The organism is Micromonospora sp. WMMD1155 (assembly GCF_029581275.1).
Taxonomy (GTDB): domain Bacteria; phylum Actinomycetota; class Actinomycetes; order Mycobacteriales; family Micromonosporaceae; genus Micromonospora.
The window spans coordinates 4,887,941-4,905,363 of record NZ_CP120742.1; the positions used below are offsets into that span (position 1 = coordinate 4,887,941).

Genomic DNA, 17,423 nt, shown 5'->3' on the forward strand with positions numbered 1-17,423 from the left:
GGCCATCTCAGACCCCCCGGTCCCGGCGTTCGCTGCGAGCCTGCATCCAGATGAAGACCACGGCCACCACGATGATGATCAGCGTCAGCACCGTGGAGATCGCCGAGCCGTAGCCGACCTGGAGCTTCTTGAAGAACGTGTAGTACGCGAAGTAGGACGGCACGTTCGTGGCGTTCTCCGGGCCGCCCCGGGTCAGGGCGAAGATCGGCCCGAACACCTTCAGCGCGGCGATGGTGCAGGTCAGCGCCACCACGAAGGTCTCCGGCCGGATCTGCGGGAGGGTGATCGCCCGGAACCGGTGCAGCCAGTTCGCGCCGTCGACCTCGGCCGCCTCGTACAGCTCGGGGTCGACCCGTTGCAGCGCCGCCATGAAGACGACCACCGGGTAGCCGATCTGCACCCAGATCATCACCGCCATCACGGCCGGGAGGGCCGTGTCCGGGTCGCCGAGCCAGTCGTGGCGTAACGCGCCGAGACCCACCGCGTCGAGCAGGCTGTTGAACGCGCCGTCCGGGCGGAGGATCCAACCCCAGACGATGCCCGCCACCACCACGGGCAGCACCTGCGGCAGGTAGAACGCGGCCCGCAGCGCGGCGGCGGTGCGGGGCTTGAACCGGCGGCCGATGACGTCGAAGAGCACCGCCGCGAGCAGCAGCCCGAGCACCGTGGGCACCACCACCATCGCGACGATCATCGCGACGGTGTTGCGGAACGACGCCCAGAACACCTCGTCCTGGAACAGCTGCCGGTAGTTGTCCAGGCCGACCCACCGGGGGTCGCCGACACCCGACCACTTGGTCAGCGACAGGTAGACCGTGCCGACCAGCGGTGCGCCGATGACCAGGACGAAGAGCGCCGCTCCGGGGAGCAGATAGAGCCAGTACGCCGCGTCGCGTCCGCGTCGTCGGCGGCTGGGCGCGGGCGGGGTGGTCGTCGCGGCCGGTGGTGTGGCGGCGACGGTCTCGGAGACTGCCATGGAAGATCCTTCCCCGGCGGGGCGGGCGGGCGCGTCGGTGGTGCCGCGCACGCCCGCCGCTCGCCGTGTCACTTGCCGGTGATCTCCTTGACGCCATCGGCGTACGGCTTGGCGATCGTGTCGAGAACCTGGTCAGGCGACTTCGAACCGTTGATCAGGGCCTGGAAGCCGGAGACCAGCACGTCGTAGTAGCCGGGGACCGGCCAGTCCGGGTAGAAGGCGAGCCCGTCGGACTTGCTGACCGTGTTGAAGTCCTCGATCAGCTTGCGGTCCTTCGGGTCGGTGATCTTCGACGCGTCGGCGGCGACCGGGACACCACCGTTGTTGCCGATCAGGTCCTGGACCTCCGGACGCAGGGTGATGTCGATGAAGTCGTACGCCAGGCTCTTGGCCTTGCTGTTCTCCGGGACGACCCAGAGGTTGCCGGAGGAGCCGGCCTGCAGCGTGTTGCCCGGGAAGAGGAAGGTGTCCCAGTCGGCCTTCATCTCGGTCTTGAACCGGCCGTACCACCAGCTGCCCGAGACGATCATCGGAACCTTGCCGGCGATGAAGGCGGTGCCCATGTCCTCGGCCTTGAGGCTGGCCGAGTCCTTGGCGACGTAGCCCTTTCGCACCCAGTCGGCGAAGGTCTCCGCGCCGTACCTCAGCGGGTCGGCCTTGAAGTCGACCGGGTTCTTGTAGAGCTGGTAGTCGTCGACGAACCGCCGGTCGCCCTTGGAGAGGGCCAGCTGGTAGAACAGCTGCCCGGCCGGGTACTCGGCACCGGCCATGCCCAACGGGGTGACGCCCTTGCCGACGAAGGTGTCCATCGCGGCGGTCATCTCGGCCATGCTGGTCGGGACCGCGACGCCGTTGGCCTGGAACAGGTCCTTGTTGTAGTAGACGGTGACGTACTCGCCGTAGTTCGGGACGCCGAACCACTTGCCCGAGCCCATCACGCCCTTGTCGCTGTAGCGGGCGGTGGTCTGCAGGCTGGGGCTGAGCTTGCCGGCCCACCCGCGTTTGTCCGCCTCGGCGCTCAGGTCGGTGAGCAGACCCTGGGAGGAGAGCAGACCGGCCGTCGCGTTGCCCTTGTTGTACTCCATGATGTCCGGGCCCTCGGACGAGTTGATGATCATGCCGGCGTTCTGCTGGATCTGCTCGAACGCCTTGCGCTCGAAGCGCACCTCGACACCCGGATGTTCGGACTTGAAGATCTCGATCGCCTTGTCCCAGCCGACCCCCATCGCGCTGTTCTCGCTCTCGTAGTGCCAGAGCTTGAGGACCTTCGCGTCGCTGTCGTCCGCGTCGTCACCACCACCGCAGGCGGCCACGGTGGTCGTCGCCGTCGCCGCCAGGGCGAGCGCGGCGACGAGCCGGTGGAATCGCTGCATTAGCATCCTCCTCGTTGAGTATCTAGCCGGTACTTCACGAGGCCCGTCGTCGCGTTGCAGCGCGGCGGCGGGCCGTTTACTGATCAGCCCCCACTGGTGGGCGGCTTCGTGGGCGGCGGCTTCGTGGCGCGGCGGTCGACCCCCGGACCTCCAACACGCAGGGCAGCAGTTGCTGGTGGTGCTCGACGGCCGAGCCGTCCGTCTGGCGCTCGGCGGGGCCGTCCACATGGCGCACCAACGCCTCGATCGCCATCCGACCGAGCGCCGACCCCGGCGACGTCATCGCGGTCAGCGCCGGGGTGGCCAGTTCGGCCACCTGCGGCGAGGTGACCATCGAGACGACCGAGACGTCGCCGGGCACCGACAACCCACGGCCGGTCAGCTCACCGAGGATGCCGAAGATCGCGGTCTCGTTCATGGCCAGCACGGCGGTCAGCTCCGGCGCCTGCGCGAACGCGTCGGCCAACGCGGCCCGCCCGCCCGCCGCGCTGTCTTCGGCCGCGATCATCACCGGGTCGAGGCCGTGTGCGGTCATCGCCGCGACGAAGGCATCCCGGGTACGCAACGCGGGCCCGTAACCGCTGGCCAGGGTCGCGGCCGAGTGGTTGACGTAGACGATCCGCCGGTGCCCCAGGTCGACCAGGTGCGCGACGGCCTCCCGCACGGTCTGGTCGAAGTCGATGTCGACGTAGGAGAGGGTGCTCGTGTCGGCGGTGCGGCCGATCAACACCAGCGGAACCCCGGTCTCCTGGAGCACGGTGACCCGCTCGTCGACCAGTTGGACCTCCATCAGCACGACCCCGTCGAGCATCCGCTGACTGGCCAGCCGCCGCAGGTCGTCGAGGTCACCGCCGCCGACCGGGGAGAGCACCAGGTGGTAGCCGGCGTCGCTGGCCGCCGCGGCGGCACCGGTGACGAAAGCCGTCTCGGTGGCGCCGAGCCCGCGCTCGTCCATCGGCATCAGCAGACCGAGGACCCGGCTCCGCCGGCTGGCCAGGCCGCGCGCCAGCGCGTTGGGCTGGTAGTCCAGCTCCGCCATCGCGGCGAGCACCTTGTCGCGGGTGGCCTGCGAGATGGGCCGGGTGCCGGTGAGCACGTACGAGACGGTGCTGACCGAGACCTGCGCGAGGCGGGCGACATCGTGCATGGTGGCCATCCGCGCACCTCCCTGGGCCAGGCGTGGGATCGCTCCCGACACGGCGTCGAAGCGTTTCGACTAAGCGGTTCGACAGGACGCTAGGCCACCTGTTACGGAGACGTCAATAGGAGATGTCGAAAAGAATGCGGCCCGCCGCTGGCACCCCGCGCCGCGCCACCCCGCCCCGCGCCCCGCCCCGCGCCCCGCCCCGCCCCACCCCGCGCGGCGCCGACCCGGCTGCGAGGCGCGAGGCGCGAGGCGCGAGGCGCGCAGGCACGGTGCTCGCAGGCAGCAACATCCGGGATGTTGCTGTCTCCCGCACGCCGGAGGCAGCAACATCCCGGATGTTGCGCGGATCTTCCTCGCCTGTCGCCCAGCGCGGGTGCGGGGCGCGGGGCGGTGGGGCGCGGCGGCGCGGGGCGGTGGGGCGCGGCGGCGCGGGGCGGTGGGGCGCGGCGGCGCGGGGCGGTGGGGCGCGGCGGCGCGGGGCGGTGGGGCGCGGCGGCGCGGGGCGCGGCAGGGCGCGGGGCAGCGCGGGGCGGGGCAGGGCGCCTGCGCGCCAGGGCGCAGGGCGCGGCAGGGCGGGGCGCGGCGGGGCGGGGTGCGGCGGGGCGGGGCGCGGCGGGGCGGGGTGCGGCGCGGCGGGGCGGGGCGCGGCGGGGCGGGGCGGGAGGTCAGGGCAGGTTGAACAGCGCGGCGGCGTTGTCCCAGCAGACCGCGCGCAGCCAGTCGTCGCCCAGGTCGAGTCGCGCCAGGCCGGTCAGTTGGTCGGCGTACGGGTAGGGGATGTTGGGGAAGTCGCTGCCCAGCAGCACCTTGCCGGCCAGCCCCAACTCACGCAACCTGGGCCGTTCCTCGGCGGGGAAGGGAACGACCTGCTCGAAGAACGGCGTGAGGGCCATCGTGGTGTCCAACCGAACCCGCTCGTACGTCTCGGCGAGGTCCAGGAAGGCCCGGTAGTCCGGGGCGCCGAGGTGTGCGACCACCGCGCTCAGCCGGGGGTGGCGGGCGAGCAGTGCGGTGAACGGGTCCGGGCCGGTGTGCGCGGTCCCCACCGGGGCGTGCCCGGCGTGCACCACGACCGGTACGCCCGCGTCGGACAGCGTCCCCCACACCTGGTCCAGTGCGGGGTCGGTGGGCGAGAAGCCGCCGACCTGCAGGTGCACCTTGAACAGTCGGGCCCCGTCGGTCAGGGCCGCCTCCACGTACTCGGCGACGTCCGGTTCGGGGAAGAAGGTGGCCGAGGGGAGGCAACCCGGGGTGGTGCGGGCGAAGTCCAGCGTCCACCGGTTGAGGTCTGCCGCCATGGCCGGCCGGTGCGCGTACGCCAACGCGCTGAACGCCCGCACCCCGAGGCGGCGCAGGTGCGCGACCCGCTCGGCGTCGCTCCACCGGTAGCGGATCGGCCACTCGATGCCGACCAGCGGCCCGGCCGCGTCGAAGTACTCCCAGATGCGGCGCAGCAGGCGCGGCGGCAGGAAGTGCACGTGCACGTCGGCGAGACCGGGCAGGCCGAGCGCGCGCCAGAACTCGGGCACGCGCTCGTCCTCGGCCGGTGGCAGCTCCGCCGCCGGGTCGGTCATATCTCGATGTCGAACCGGCTCAGGACCGACGGCGCGACCAGGCCGAGGGTCGCGAGCGCCGAGATGACGGTCAGGGCGATGCGCATGCCGACCACCTCGGCCTTGCTGCCGACCCGCAGGGCGATCTTGTTCGGCAGGCCGATCATCGTCCACATGCGGCGCTTGATCGGGATCGGCCAGAGGATCGGCACCCCGGCTCGGGTGATCATGTCGCCGAGGATGTGCACGAAGCAACCCACCCCCAGCGCCGTGCCGATCAGCGGATAACCGCGACCACCGGGGAGGTTGGCGAAGGTGAACCAGGCCGCCCCGGCCGAGGCGAGGGTGATGATGACCCAGCCGGCGCGCTCCGCCCACTCGTCGAACAGTCCGCGTAGTGCGAGGCCGAACATGAAGAACAGGATGGTGATGACCGCCCACTTGCCGTACGCGGCGCAGAGCGCTGTCGTGCCCCAGCCCACCAGCACCGTGAACGGCAGCGTGTGGGTCAGCGTCCGGTGCCCGTTGTTGCGGCGCGGGTCCTTGCTGAGCTTGGTGGCGTAGTAGACCCCGAGCGAGATCTTCTCCATCACCTCGGCGGCGAAGAGCGAGAAGACCCCGAAGGTACGGGCGACGGTGGCCCCACCCTGGTTCTTGGTCACCTTGCCCGACATGTCGAGATCCGGAAAGAGCGCGCCACCGGCGCACACAGCGGTGCCCACCGCCAACGCGAGCGGCGACTGGTGGTAGTCGGCGAACTGCTGCAACGCCCAGGACCCGGCCAACCACACCGCCGCGCCGGACAGCGCGTGCTGCGGACCCATCATCTCGGCTCACCCTCCCCAGGGATCTTGAGCGCCCAAAACTACGCCACTGTAGTCAGCGTGGACGTCGCAGGGGCATCACCCGGAAGGTCCACATCGGACACTGTCAGAGGGCGGGGGTGAAGCTCTGCCGGATCATCGGCAAGTATGCCGCGTTGACCTGCCAGTCGAACTCTTTTGTCAACCACGAGACGGTGTAGGAACGCGCGGCCGAGGTGTTGGCCAGCAACCGGAAGCTGTGCACCTGCTCACCGGCGGCGTTCTCCCAGCCGCACTCCCAGACGGCGCCGCCCTCGAAGATGTCCATCGCGGAGATGTCCACCTTGCGGTACGCCGGCAGCAGCCCGTCGCCGCTGGTGAGTCGCGCCTCCTCATCCCTCCAGTACGCCACCGGGTCGGGTCGCGCCGGCCCCGACTCGACACTGAGCACCCGGGCCCCGCCCGGCTCCCGGAAGCAGGTCGCCGACCCCTCGGTCCAGCGCGCCCAACCGACCGGTGCGGCGATCCGGAAACCGGTCGGGTCGTCGTGCCAGGTCCAGCCTTCGCGCAGCCGGTACCGGGCCTCGGCGGGTGGCGCGACCGAGGCCACCGGAGTCGACGTGGGCGGCGCCGGTGGAGGTGCCGCACAGGCGAACGCGGCCGGTCGGGGGGTGGCCACGCCTCCACCGGAGCCGGACGGTGGCGTCCGGTCGTCGTGGCGGTTGACCAGGGCGACCGCGACACCTCCGGCGACGAGCAGCGCGATGGCCGCACCCCCCAGGGCGAGCAGGCGCCGCCGTGCTCGGCGGGGGTGACTCGTGGGCCGGGCCGTCGTCGCGGGGTCGAGGTAGCCGGGCACGTCCACCGGGGCGGGTGCCTGGACGCGACCCGCGCTGCGTACCGCCACCACCGCCGAGGACAGCGGTGGCCCGGCGGGCTGGTCGTGCTGCGCCGCCGCCTGGTGCAGCAGCGACTCCGCCTCGGCGGCGGTCAACCGCCGCCACGGATCGCGCTGCAACAGGCCGACGAGGACAGGACGCAGCGGCCCGGCCCGGCGCATCGGGTCCGGCGGCTCGGTGGCCAGCGCGCTCAGCGTCGCCATCGCGCTGGACCGGGCGTACGGTGACTGCCCCTCGACCGTCGCGTAGAGCGTCGCGCCCAACGACCACAGGTCGGTGCGCTGATCCGACACCCCGTCGCGGGCCCGTTCCGGGGCCACGAACTGTGGTGAGCCGAGCACCGTGCCGGGCCCGGTCATCGCCCCTTCGCCACCGTCGAAGGTGGCCAACCCGAAGTCGGTGAGCACCACCCGACCGTCGTCGGCGACCAGCACGTTGTGGGGCTTCACGTCGCGGTGCAGCACCCCGGCGGTGTGGGCGGCCCGCAACGCGGCGAGCACCGCCAGCCCGATCCGCGCGGTGCGCTGCGGGCTCAGCGGCCCCTCGGCGCCGATGATCTGCTGCACCGACCGGGACGGGACGTACTCCATCACGATCCAGGGGCTCTCCCGGTCGTGCACGACGTCGTAGATGCGGACCACGTTGGGGTGGTTGAGCCGGGCGGCGGTGCGGGCCTCGCGCAGGGTCCGCAGCCGTAGCTCCTCGCGTTCGGACTCGGCCAGCCAGGACGGCGGCACGACCTCCTTCACCGCCACGTCACGATGCAGCATCTCGTCGCGAGCAAGCCACACCCGGCCCATTCCGCCGGTGCCGACCAGGTCGAGCAGCCGGTACCGACCCGCGATCAGCAACTGCTGCACGGTCGCTCCCCCTCGGTCACCCCGAGTTACACGATAGCCACCGTGGCGGCATTTCTCATCCGCTGAGCGGCCTCGATCCACGCCGGACGGTAGTCCGGATCATGACCATACGGTGCAGGTCAGGGGGGTGGTCGGAAACTCTTTCGGAGGTTCTCCCCGTCGGCTGCGGCCCCGGCCCAGTCCTCGTCGTGGGTGATCCAGCCGACGGTCCAGCGGCCGCCATCGACGACCTGGTGCCGAGCGTGCAGCCACAGGCCACCGAAGGGTGCCATCCAGCGGCACTCCCACTCCGGCCCGTCGTCGGTCGCGGCGAGCCGGATCTCGTCGTACCCCGGAAGGGCCCCCGCCGAGATCGCCGTGTCGCGCGCCGCGCGCAGCCGGGCCAGCGGGTCGGCGCTGTCGCCCCCGGCGACGCTGAAGGCCCGGCCGGTCGCCGGGTCCTGGAAGCAGGCCACCCCACCGTCGCGGGAGTAGTACCAGGTCGCCGGTACGGAGACCCGGAAGCCGCTGCTGTCGGCGTGCCAGACCCAGCCGGGCGGCGGCCGGAACGACTCGCCCGGGGTCGCCGTGCCGGCCCGCACCGGCGTACCGACGACATGCGGACGGACACACGCGAACGGCGGCGGAGGGACGTTCCGGCCACCGGGTGGGGGGCCGGGCCGATCGGGGCCGGGGTCGAAGGGTCCGCCCGGGCCGCCACCGTCGGGCGGACCGTTCTGCGGCTGTTGCGAGGACCATCCGCCGGTGTCGCCGGGCTTGTCGTCGGTGAGGGCCAGCGCGGTGCCGACGCCGACCGCGGCGGCCACCAGCAGCGCTACGCCGACCAACGCCAACCGAGCGGTGGTACGCCTTCCGCCCGCACGCTCCGAGGTCGGCGCGTGGGTGGTCGGGTCGCCCGGGTGGGGGCTCGGGTCGGCGGGCGGATCGGGCAGCGGAACGGTGGGGTCCTGCTCGTCGCCGCCCAGCGCGACGGCGGGCACCCGCACCAGGCCCGGCGTGGGCCGGTCCGGCGACGACTGTGGGTCGGACACGGGCGGTGGTTCGGGACGGCCGGTCGCCGCGGCGGTGAGCAACCGGCGGGCCGTGTCGTGGTCGAGGCGGTCGCGCGGGTCGCGGCGCAGCAACCCGTCGAGCACCGGCGCTAGCCGCCCGGCGTGCGGTGCCGGGTCCGGTGGCCCGGCGGCCAGTGCGCTCAGGGTCGCCATCGCCGTGCTGCGGGCGTACGGGGAGCGGCCCTCCACCGCGGCGTGCAGTGTCGCGCCGAGCGACCACAGGTCGGCGGCGACCGTGGACACCCCCTCGGCGGCGCGTTCGGGGGCGACGTACTGCGGGGACCCGAGGACCATGCCGGGGCGGGTCATCGCACCGTCACCACCGTCGAAGGTGGCCAGCCCGAAGTCGGTGAGCATCACCCGCCCGTCGTGCGCCACGAGGACGTTCTGCGGTTTGATGTCGCGGTGCAGCACCCCGGCGGTGTGCGCGGCGTGCAACGCGTCGAGCACCGCCAGCCCGATCCGGGCCGCCCGGGCCGGCTCCAACGGCCCTTCCGCGTCCAGTACGTCCTGCAGGGTGCGCGACGGGACGTACTCCATCACGATCCACGGGCTGCCCTCGACCGGGACGACGTCGTAGAGCCGGACCACGGCGGGGTGGCTGAGCCGGGCGGCGGCGCGCGCCTCCCGCAGGGTGCGCGAGCGCAGCTCGTCCCGCTCGTGGTCGGCCAGCCAACTCGGGGGGACGATCTCCTTGACCGCGACCTCACGGTGCAGCATCTCGTCGTGGGCGCGCCACACCCGCCCCATTCCCCCGCGACCGACCAGGTCGAGCAGCCGGTACCGACCAGCGATCAGCACCTGCGCACACTCCTCCTCAGCCGCTGTCCGGGCTACACCCTAACCAGCGGATCGGAAGCCACCTATAGCTCGTCTGACGTATCTCAGCACGCGGCGGGGTCGAGGCGGGCGAGCAGATTGCCCTCCGGAATCGCGATCCGGGGTTTCCCACCGGCCAGTCGGGCGGCGGCCCGGCGGGCCTGTGTCGGGCCGTGTTCGCGTCGGGCTGCGGTGTAACTCGCGGCGGTACGGGCGGCGATGCTCGCCCAGCCGTACCGCTGGCCGACCATGGTACGGGCCCGGCGCGCCACCCGCCGGGCGAAGATCTCGTCACCGAGCAGTTGACCGACCGCCCCGGCGAGGGCGTCCGGGTCGCTGTGCGGGAACGTCACCCCGGTGACGCCGGGCTCGACGATCTCGGCGAGCCCGCCGGTACGGGCCACCGCGAGGGGCGCACCGGCGGCCGCCGCCTCCAGCGCCACCATGCCGAACGGCTCGTAGAGGCTGGGCACCACCGTCGCGTCGGTGGCCCCGAGCATCGCCGGCAGTTGGGTGGAGTCGAGGAAGCCGGTGAACCGTACCGTCGAACTGAGCGCCAGCCGCCGGGCCTCGGCCTCCAGGTCGGCGCGGTAGGGGCCGTCCCCGGCGATCACCACGCGCAGCCCCGGGTGCTCCTTGCGCAGCCGGGGCACCGCGTGCACCAGGTGCTGGACGCCCTTCTCGTAGACCAGTCGCCCGGCGTACCCGACCAGCGGGCCGTCTCCGGCGAATCGCGCGCGGGCCGACGCGACCGCCCGAGGGCGGGCCCGCCAGGCACGGTCGTCGACCCCGTTGGGCACCACGTCCACCTGCGCCGCCGGCACGTCGAACAGCGTCGTCACCTGCTCCCGCATGTAACCCGAGCAGGTGATCACCCGGATGGAGGAGCCGCTGAGCCAGTGCTCCACGCCGTGGATGGTGCGGTTCATCTCCTCCGGCAGCCAGCCCTGGTGCCGGCCGGCCTCGGTGGCGTGGATGGTGGTGACCAGGGGCAGGTCCAGGTGCTCGGCCACGGTGATGGCGGTGTGCGCGACCAGCCAGTCGTGGGCGTGGATGACGTCGTACGAACCGGCCTCGGTGGCGCGCAGCGCGGTGCGGGTGAGGGTGTGGTTGAAGGCCATGGTCCAGGCCAGCAGGGAACCGGTGGCGAGGGGGAAGGCGACCGGGTCCTCGGGGGCACGCAGGATGCGCACGCCGTCGGCGTACTCCTCCAGGGGTGCGCCCTCGGCGTGGCGGGTGACGACGGTGACCTCGTGACCGGCGGCGGCCAGGGCGACCGACAGGGCGTGCACGTGCCGACCGAGACCGCCGACGAGCACCGGCGGGTACTCCCAGGAGAGCATCAACACCCGCAGTCGCCGGGCGGGGTGGATGTCGATCACGTGGGCGTCGGGTGACATGCGGCCCCCTTTGAGTTGTCCCCGGGCGCGCGCCGACCGACACCGGAGCCGGTGTCGCCGTCGCGTCTGGATCGGGGCCAATCCTGCCGGGACCGAGATAACCAGCGGAGACACCGCCGTTGCGGTCGTGTAAAGCGCTACTGGCCCTTTCGGCGCACTCGCAGCAACTCGGCCACCGACCACGCCTGGAATGGGCAGCCGGTCGCGGAGTGCGGCGCGAGACCGTCGGCCGTCTCGCTTACCGAGCCTAGCCCATATTCGGTCAGATGGGCCTCGATACCAACGAAAACGTCATCGACCGACATCTTGCCCCGGCGGCAGGCGTCCACGTACGGCCCGAGCAGCCACGGCCAGACCGTGCCCTGGTGGTAGCCGCCGTCGCGTTCGGCGGGACCACCCCGGTGGCGGCCCACGAACTCCGTCGAATCGGGGGCGAGGCTGCGTGGCCCGAGCGGGGTGAGCAGCCCGTCACCGATGCGCCGCAACGTCGTCTCGTCCGGCTCCATCGGCGCGTACGGCAGCGACCAGGCCAGCAGTTGGTTGGGGCGCAGCGCGTCGTCGTCGTGCAGGGCGGCCCCGCCCAGCGGGTACGCCGGCGCGGGCGCGTCCAGCACGTCGTGCAGCCAACCGGTGGGCGCGGGGAACCGGTCCCGGAACGAGGCGACGGCCTGGCCGTGCCGTCGCCACAGCTCGTCCGCGTCCTGCCCGGCCAACTCGGCCAACTCCGCGAACCCGGCCAACCCGTTGATCCACAACGCGTTGACCTCGACCGGCTTGCCGGTACGCGGGGTGACCGGCACCCCGTACACGCGGGCGTCCATCCAGGTCAGCGCGGTGCCGGGGGCACCCTGGTTGAGCAACCCGTCGGCCGGGTCGACGGAGATGCCGTACCGGGTGCCGGCCACGTGGGCGTCGACCACCGACCGCAACGCGGGCAGCAGCTCGTCACCCAGGTCGGTGTCACCCGTGACGGTGACGTGCCGACTCACCGCGTGCAGGAACCAGAGCGTGCCGTCGACGGTGTTGTACTCCACCCGGCCGGTGTCGGCCGTGTTGGCGAGCATCCCCTCGGACAACGTCGCCGCGTACGCCCGCAGCAGCTCCCGCCCCTCGTCGGCGCGAGCCGTGCAGAGGAACAACCCCTCGTAGGAGATCATCGTGTCCCGGGACCAGGCCCCGAACCACGGGTACCCGGCCACCACGTCGACGGCCCGCCCGCCGGGGCGGACCACGAACGCGTCCGCGGCCAGCGTGAGCGTCGCCTCGACCGGGTCCGCCGGCTTCGCCGCCGCCACCACCCGCCGGTTGCGCCGTCGGGCCGTCTCGACGATCTCGGTGGCCGGTGGCGGCTCCTCGTCGAGTCGACCCGCCCACGCCCGCACCGACACCGTGTCGCCGGGGCGTTCCAGGGTGCCGGCGAACCGCCCCGCGTACCACAGGTCCTCGTCCGGGTTCAGGCCCCGGTCGGCCTCCTCCCGGTGGTGTACGCCCAGCCACCACTGCCCCTCGGGTGACCAGCCCGGCCCGGCCAGCCGGTACGCGCCCTCCACCACCGCGCCGTCGGCCACCGCCTCGACCTGCGGAACCGGGCCGTCGGCCCGCCGTTCGCCGTGCGCGTCACGCCAGGTGCAGGCCGCCGACAGCTCCAGCCGGACGGGCCCGCCGGCGACCAACCGGTGCACCACCGACACGCAGGAACGGCCGGGCAGCATGGCCACCTCCCGCTCGATCACCACGCCACCGATCCGCCAGCGCCACCGGGGCAGCCCGTCGACCAGGTCGAAGCGCTCCAACAACTCGAAACCACGCGGGTCCACGTCACCGGAGGACCACTCGTGCGCGCCGAGGCGCACCCGCGCGCCGGACGGCAGTGTGACCGCCGGGTCGAGGCTGACCAGTCCCACTTGACGGGACGCCGGAGTTTCGCCGGGAACCACCAGCAGACCGTGGTACCGGCGCGTCCGGAGCCCGCCGACAGTGCCCATCGCATATCCGCCGAGACCGTCGGGGACCAGCCACTCCCGGCTCGTGGCGCTGGTCAGATCGCCGCAGACCTGGGGGCCGAAGCGCATGTCGATCAACTTTCCTCCACCTGCGACGGGGTGTAACACGCCACGACGAGAATGGCCGCTGTGGTCAAGTACCGCGGCGACGTCAAAGATGTGCACGTGATCACTGACCGATCGTCCTCCGACGCCTCGCCACCCGACGCTGAGCAGCTCCGGCTCGCCCAGGCCGACTCGGGGGAGCAGGACTGGCGTGCATGGGGTCCCTATCTGTCCGAACGGGCGTGGGGGACGGTACGGGAGGACTACAGCGAGCACGGTACGGCCTGGGACTACTTCCCGCACGACCACGCGCGGTCCAGAGCCTACCGGTGGAACGAAGACGGAATGGCCGGCGTCTGTGACGACCGGCAGACCTTCGCCTTCGCCCTCGCGCTCTGGAACGGCAAGGACCCGATCCTCAAGGAGCGGATGTTCGGCCTCGGCGGCGACAGCGGCAACCACGGCGAGGACGCCAAGGAGTACTGGTGGTACCTCGACAGCACCCCGACGCACTCCTGGATGCGCTGGCGCTACCACTACCCCCAGGCCGCCTTCCCGTACGACGAACTCGTCGCGGTGAACGCGTTGCGCGGCCGCGACGACACCGAGTACGAGCTGGTGGACACCGGGATCTTCGACGACGACAGGTACTGGGCGGTGACCGTCGACTACGCCAAGGCGTCCCCCACCGACCTCTGCATGGTGGTGACCGTCGCCAACCGGGGCGACCGGGCGGCGACCCTGCACGTGCTGCCGACCCTGTGGTTCCGCAACACCTGGGCGTGGGGCCTGCCCGGCGGTGACCGGATCCCCCGCATCACCGGTCAGGGCACCCGGCTCGTCGGCGAACACCGGGTGCTCGGCCAACTGCTGCTGGAGGGCGACGGTGGCCCGGTGCCGCTGCTCTGCGACAACGACACCAACGCCGAACGTCTCTGGGGCCTACCCGGGCGCTCGAAGTATCCCAAGGACGGCATCAACGACCACGTCGTCAACGGCGCGGCCACCGTCAACCCCGACCGGGAGGGCACCAAGGGCGCGCTGCACTACGTGCTCGACGTCCCGGCCGGCGGGCAGCGCCAGATCCGGCTGCGACTGACCCGCACCGCGTCGCCCCCGGCCGCCGCGCCGCCGCCCCCGGCCGACCTCAGCGCCGGCTTCGAGGCCGTGGTGTGGGCGCGGCGGGCCGAGGCGAACCGGTTCTTCGCCGGGATCATCCCACCGGCCGCCACCCCCGACGAGGCGCTGGTGGCCCGGCAGGCCATCGCCGGGCTGATGTGGGGCAAGCAGTTCTACCACTTCGACGTCAAACGCTGGCTCGACGGCGACCCCGGCTCCACCCCACCGGCCGGTCGCCGCCACGGGCGCAACAGCGCCTGGTGGCACATGACCAGCTTCGACGTCATCTCCATGCCCGACCCCTGGGAATATCCGTGGTACGCGGCCTGGGACCTGGCCTTCCACTGCGTGAGCATCGCCCGGGTCGACCCGGGCTTCGCCAAGGAGCAACTGCTGCTCCTGCTCCGCGAGTGGTACCTGCACCCCAACGGGCAGATCCCGGCGTACGAGTGGGCGTTCGGTGACGTGAACCCGCCGGTGCACGCCTGGGCGGCGCTGAAGGTGTTCGAGATCGACGGCGGGCGGGACTACGAGTTCCTGGCCCGGGTGATGCACAAGTTGCTGCTCAACTTCACCTGGTGGGTCAACCGGAAGGACACCGGCGGCAACAACGTCTTCGAGGGCGGCTTCCTCGGACTGGACAACGTGGGGCCCTTCGACCGCTCGGCGGCGCTGCCGGTGGCCGGTGTGCTGGAGCAGTCCGACGGCACCGGCTGGATGGGCATGTACGCGCTCAACCTGCTGGACATGGCCATCGTGCTCGCCGAACACGACCGGACCTGGGTGGACACCGCCACCAAGTTCTTCGAGCACTTCGCGTACATCGCCGCCGCCGCGTACGAGCAGGGGCTGTGGGACGACGAGGACGCGTTCTTCTACGACGTACTGCGCCTCGCCGACGGCACGAAGGTGCCGCTGAAGGTCCGTTCCGTGGTCGGGCTGCTGCCGTTGGCCGCCACCACCCGGCTCACCGCGAAGACCCTGCACCGCCTACCGGAGTTGGGCGCCCGGTTGCGCTGGTTCCTCACCAACCGTCCGGAGTACGCCCAGGTGATCGGCACCCGCCGCCTGGGCCCGGACGGCCGGCAGCAGCGGCTGCTCTCCATGGTCGGCCCGGAACAGGTGGTCCGGCTCCTCGCCCGGATGCTCGACCCCGACGAGTTCCTCTCCGACTTCGGCCTGCGTACGCTGTCCCGCGCGCACCTGGACAAACCGTTCTCGGTCACCCTCGGCGGGCAGGAGTTCTCCGTCGGCTACGAGCCGGCCGAGTCGACCAGCGGCCTGTTCGGGGGTAACTCGAACTGGCGTGGGCCGATCTGGATGCCGACGAACTTCCTGCTGATCAGCGCGCTACGCGACTACGCGGCGTTCTTCGGCGACGACCTGCAGGTGGAGTACCCGACCCGCTCCGGCGTGAAGCGCACCCTGGACGAGATCGCCGACGACCTCTCCGCCCGGCTGATCGCGTTGTTCACGCAGGACGACTGGGGTCGCCGGCCGATCTACGGCGCGTGCCAGCTCTTCCAGACCCACCCGGACTGGCGGGATCTGGTCGCCTTCCCCGAGTATTTCCACGGCGACAACGGGGCCGGGTTGGGTGCCTGGCACCAGACCGGCTGGACCGCCCTGGTCGCCGACCTGATCCTCACGTTGCGCCGCTGACGCCCTGCCCTTGCCCAGGCCTGCCCTTGCCCGGGCCTGCCCCCGGGCCCGACCCCGCTCAAGATCCGCGCAACATCGGTGATGTTGCTGCCTCCGACGTCCGTGAGACAGCAACATCACCGAAAGTGCGCGGATCTTGCGGCTGGAGAGCGGCATGATCGCGCTCGATCCTTGTTGTAGTGGTGTCGACCGGAGCAGGAGGCCACTACATCCCGGATCGAGCACGATCATGCCGGGGCGCGGGGCGCGGGGCGCGGGGCGCGGGGCGAGGGGCGAGGGGCGCGGGGCGAGGGGCGAGGGGACTAACTCAGTGGAAGTGTGCGGATCTTGCGAGGCGGGTCGGTGGTGCGGCTGGACGCTGGGCTCAAGGTGCCGTCGTGTGGTGCGTTCACTAACGTGAGTGTCCATGGGGGAGTCGGCGCGGCCGGTGGGCGAGACGGTCGTTCTCGGGCAGTCGCGGGTCTGGCCCGCCGTGGCGATACCGGGAGCGTTCCTGGCCGCGATGATCGTGGTCGGGGTGCTCTTCGATGTGCTCAACTGGACGGCGCTGCTGTTCGGTGTCGCGTCGGTCATCCTCGCGTTCACCCGCTGGCAGAACGCGGTGCTCGCGGACGACGTCGGGCTGCTGATTCGCGATCGTCAGGGCCTCCGCCGCTCATACGCGTGGACGGAGATCGAGCGGATGGGCTGGGTGGACGCGGGGATGTGGGGCAGCATTCTGGAGGTGTGTCCCCGAGGCGGCCCGTACGACGTGCCGGGGCCCAACGCGTCGACGAAGGTGGGCCGCATCTGGCGGCCCCGCCGTCGCCATCTCGCCGACCCGATGCCCGCGCTGCTCAAGACCCACGGCATCAAGGCGCTGTCGGACCGCTGATTCCCGAGCCGCCGGGGCACGTCAGCCGTCTGCCTTCGCCTGCCGGGCTTTCCATCGGCGACGGCGGACTGCCGCGACGGCGACGGCCAGGGCGAGGAGCAGTGCGACGACACCCTTCCACGCCCGCTCGACCCATGGTCGATCGTCACCGAACGCCGCCTCGCCGGCCGTCATCAGCCACAGACCCACCCATGCCCACTGCCAGCCGCGCGGCCGGGAGAACGTCTCGGGCCGGTCGGAGAACACGCCGACGAACATGAATCCGGCCCAGACGACGAGGAGCACCGGCACCACGACACGCGTGACGACCTCCCATGGGGACATCGACAGATCATGGCATCCGGTCAGCCTCGGAAGGGCTCGGGCCAGAGGCGACCCCAGGCGACGAAGGCGGCCACCGCGAGGTAGAGCAGGTTCAGCACGATGAACTTCGCCTCGTCGTGGCGCAGGTGGGTGATCACGGCGCCGACCATCAGCAGGACCCAGCAGAGGGCGGTGACCGGGACCAGCACCGGTGCGATGTCGAGCACGGCAGGCAGGATCAGGCCGACCGCGGCCAGGATTTCGAGGATCCCGAGAGTCTTGACGAAGCCCACGCCGGCGTCGGCGGTCCACCCGCCGCCGTTGGTAGCCGCCAACTTCTCCTTGGGTACGAACGTCTTGGTGACGCCGCCGAGCAGGGCGACCGCGGCCAGCAGTCCGGCCGCGATCCACAGTGCCAGGTTCATGAGGTTCCCTCCGTCTTGGTCGACCACGAGACACCGCCGACCCGCTCGCTGTGACAGGGGCGCCGGGTGACGCGACCCACTGTCGGCCGGTGTCACAGACGGCGCGGGAG

General features: G+C 71.8%; 13 protein-coding genes. 2 read left to right on the forward strand and 11 right to left on the reverse strand.

Annotated features, from left to right (window positions below; all coding sequences use genetic code 11):
- Positions 1 to 7: 7 nt before the first annotated feature.
- The 9 genes from O7617_RS22505 to O7617_RS22545 all read right to left on the reverse strand — a co-directional run bounded on the left by O7617_RS22505 (position 8) and on the right by O7617_RS22545 (position 12,963).
- Positions 8 to 976 (reverse strand): sugar ABC transporter permease, encoded by a 969-nt coding sequence (locus O7617_RS22505; protein WP_282257947.1) that lies wholly within the window; start codon positions 974 to 976, stop codon positions 8 to 10.
- A 68-nt stretch (positions 977 to 1,044) separates the two neighbouring features.
- Positions 1,045 to 2,349 (reverse strand): extracellular solute-binding protein, encoded by a 1,305-nt coding sequence (locus O7617_RS22510; protein ID WP_282257948.1) that lies wholly within the window; start codon positions 2,347 to 2,349, stop codon positions 1,045 to 1,047.
- A gap of 76 nt (positions 2,350 to 2,425) precedes the next feature.
- The gene (locus O7617_RS22515) at positions 2,426 to 3,505 is read right to left on the reverse strand and encodes a LacI family DNA-binding transcriptional regulator (protein ID WP_282257950.1); all 1,080 of its coding nucleotides are present in this window, start codon (positions 3,503 to 3,505) and stop codon (positions 2,426 to 2,428) included.
- 656 nt (positions 3,506 to 4,161) lie between these two features.
- On the reverse strand, positions 4,162 to 5,070 hold the full coding sequence (locus O7617_RS22520; protein ID WP_282257951.1) for an amidohydrolase family protein: 909 nt from the start codon (positions 5,068 to 5,070) through the stop codon (positions 4,162 to 4,164).
- Positions 5,067 to 5,876: a metal-dependent hydrolase gene (locus tag O7617_RS22525; RefSeq protein WP_269683294.1), complete on the reverse strand. Its 810-nt coding sequence runs from the start codon at positions 5,874 to 5,876 to the stop codon at positions 5,067 to 5,069. The genes O7617_RS22520 and O7617_RS22525 overlap by 4 nt, the downstream gene beginning before the upstream one ends.
- Before the next feature lie 103 nt (positions 5,877 to 5,979).
- On the reverse strand, positions 5,980 to 7,611 hold the full coding sequence (locus O7617_RS22530; RefSeq protein WP_282257952.1) for a serine/threonine-protein kinase: 1,632 nt from the start codon (positions 7,609 to 7,611) through the stop codon (positions 5,980 to 5,982).
- A 119-nt stretch (positions 7,612 to 7,730) separates the two neighbouring features.
- Positions 7,731 to 9,464, reverse strand: coding sequence for a serine/threonine-protein kinase (locus tag O7617_RS22535; RefSeq protein WP_282257953.1), 1,734 nt, complete (start codon positions 9,462 to 9,464; stop codon positions 7,731 to 7,733).
- Between the two features lie 83 nt (positions 9,465 to 9,547).
- Complete coding sequence (locus O7617_RS22540; RefSeq protein ID WP_282257954.1) at positions 9,548 to 10,882, reverse strand: glycosyltransferase family 4 protein; 1,335 nt, start codon at positions 10,880 to 10,882, stop codon at positions 9,548 to 9,550.
- A 137-nt stretch (positions 10,883 to 11,019) separates the two neighbouring features.
- Entirely contained in the window at positions 11,020 to 12,963 is a 1,944-nt protein-coding gene (locus O7617_RS22545) for an amylo-alpha-1,6-glucosidase (RefSeq protein ID WP_282257955.1), read from the reverse strand.
- Between the two features lie 42 nt (positions 12,964 to 13,005).
- Here O7617_RS22545 and O7617_RS22550 point away from each other — a divergent pair, with 42 nt between their 5' ends.
- Together O7617_RS22550 and O7617_RS22555 are read left to right on the forward strand one after the other, a co-directional pair.
- The gene (locus tag O7617_RS22550; RefSeq protein WP_282257956.1) at positions 13,006 to 15,711 is read left to right on the forward strand and encodes a glucosidase; all 2,706 of its coding nucleotides are present in this window, start codon (positions 13,006 to 13,008) and stop codon (positions 15,709 to 15,711) included.
- Positions 15,712 to 16,117: 406 nt separating this feature from the next.
- Positions 16,118 to 16,585, forward strand: a complete 468-nt coding sequence (locus tag O7617_RS22555; RefSeq protein ID WP_282257957.1) for a hypothetical protein — start codon at positions 16,118 to 16,120, stop codon at positions 16,583 to 16,585.
- A gap of 21 nt (positions 16,586 to 16,606) precedes the next feature.
- Here O7617_RS22555 and O7617_RS22560 read toward each other — a convergent pair whose 3' ends face one another.
- Together O7617_RS22560 and O7617_RS22565 are read right to left on the reverse strand one after the other, a co-directional pair.
- Positions 16,607 to 16,909 (reverse strand): hypothetical protein, encoded by a 303-nt coding sequence (locus O7617_RS22560; RefSeq protein WP_282257958.1) that lies wholly within the window; start codon positions 16,907 to 16,909, stop codon positions 16,607 to 16,609.
- A 20-nt stretch (positions 16,910 to 16,929) separates the two neighbouring features.
- Positions 16,930 to 17,313, reverse strand: a complete 384-nt coding sequence (locus tag O7617_RS22565; RefSeq protein ID WP_282257959.1) for a DoxX family protein — start codon at positions 17,311 to 17,313, stop codon at positions 16,930 to 16,932.
- Positions 17,314 to 17,423 lie beyond the last annotated feature (110 nt).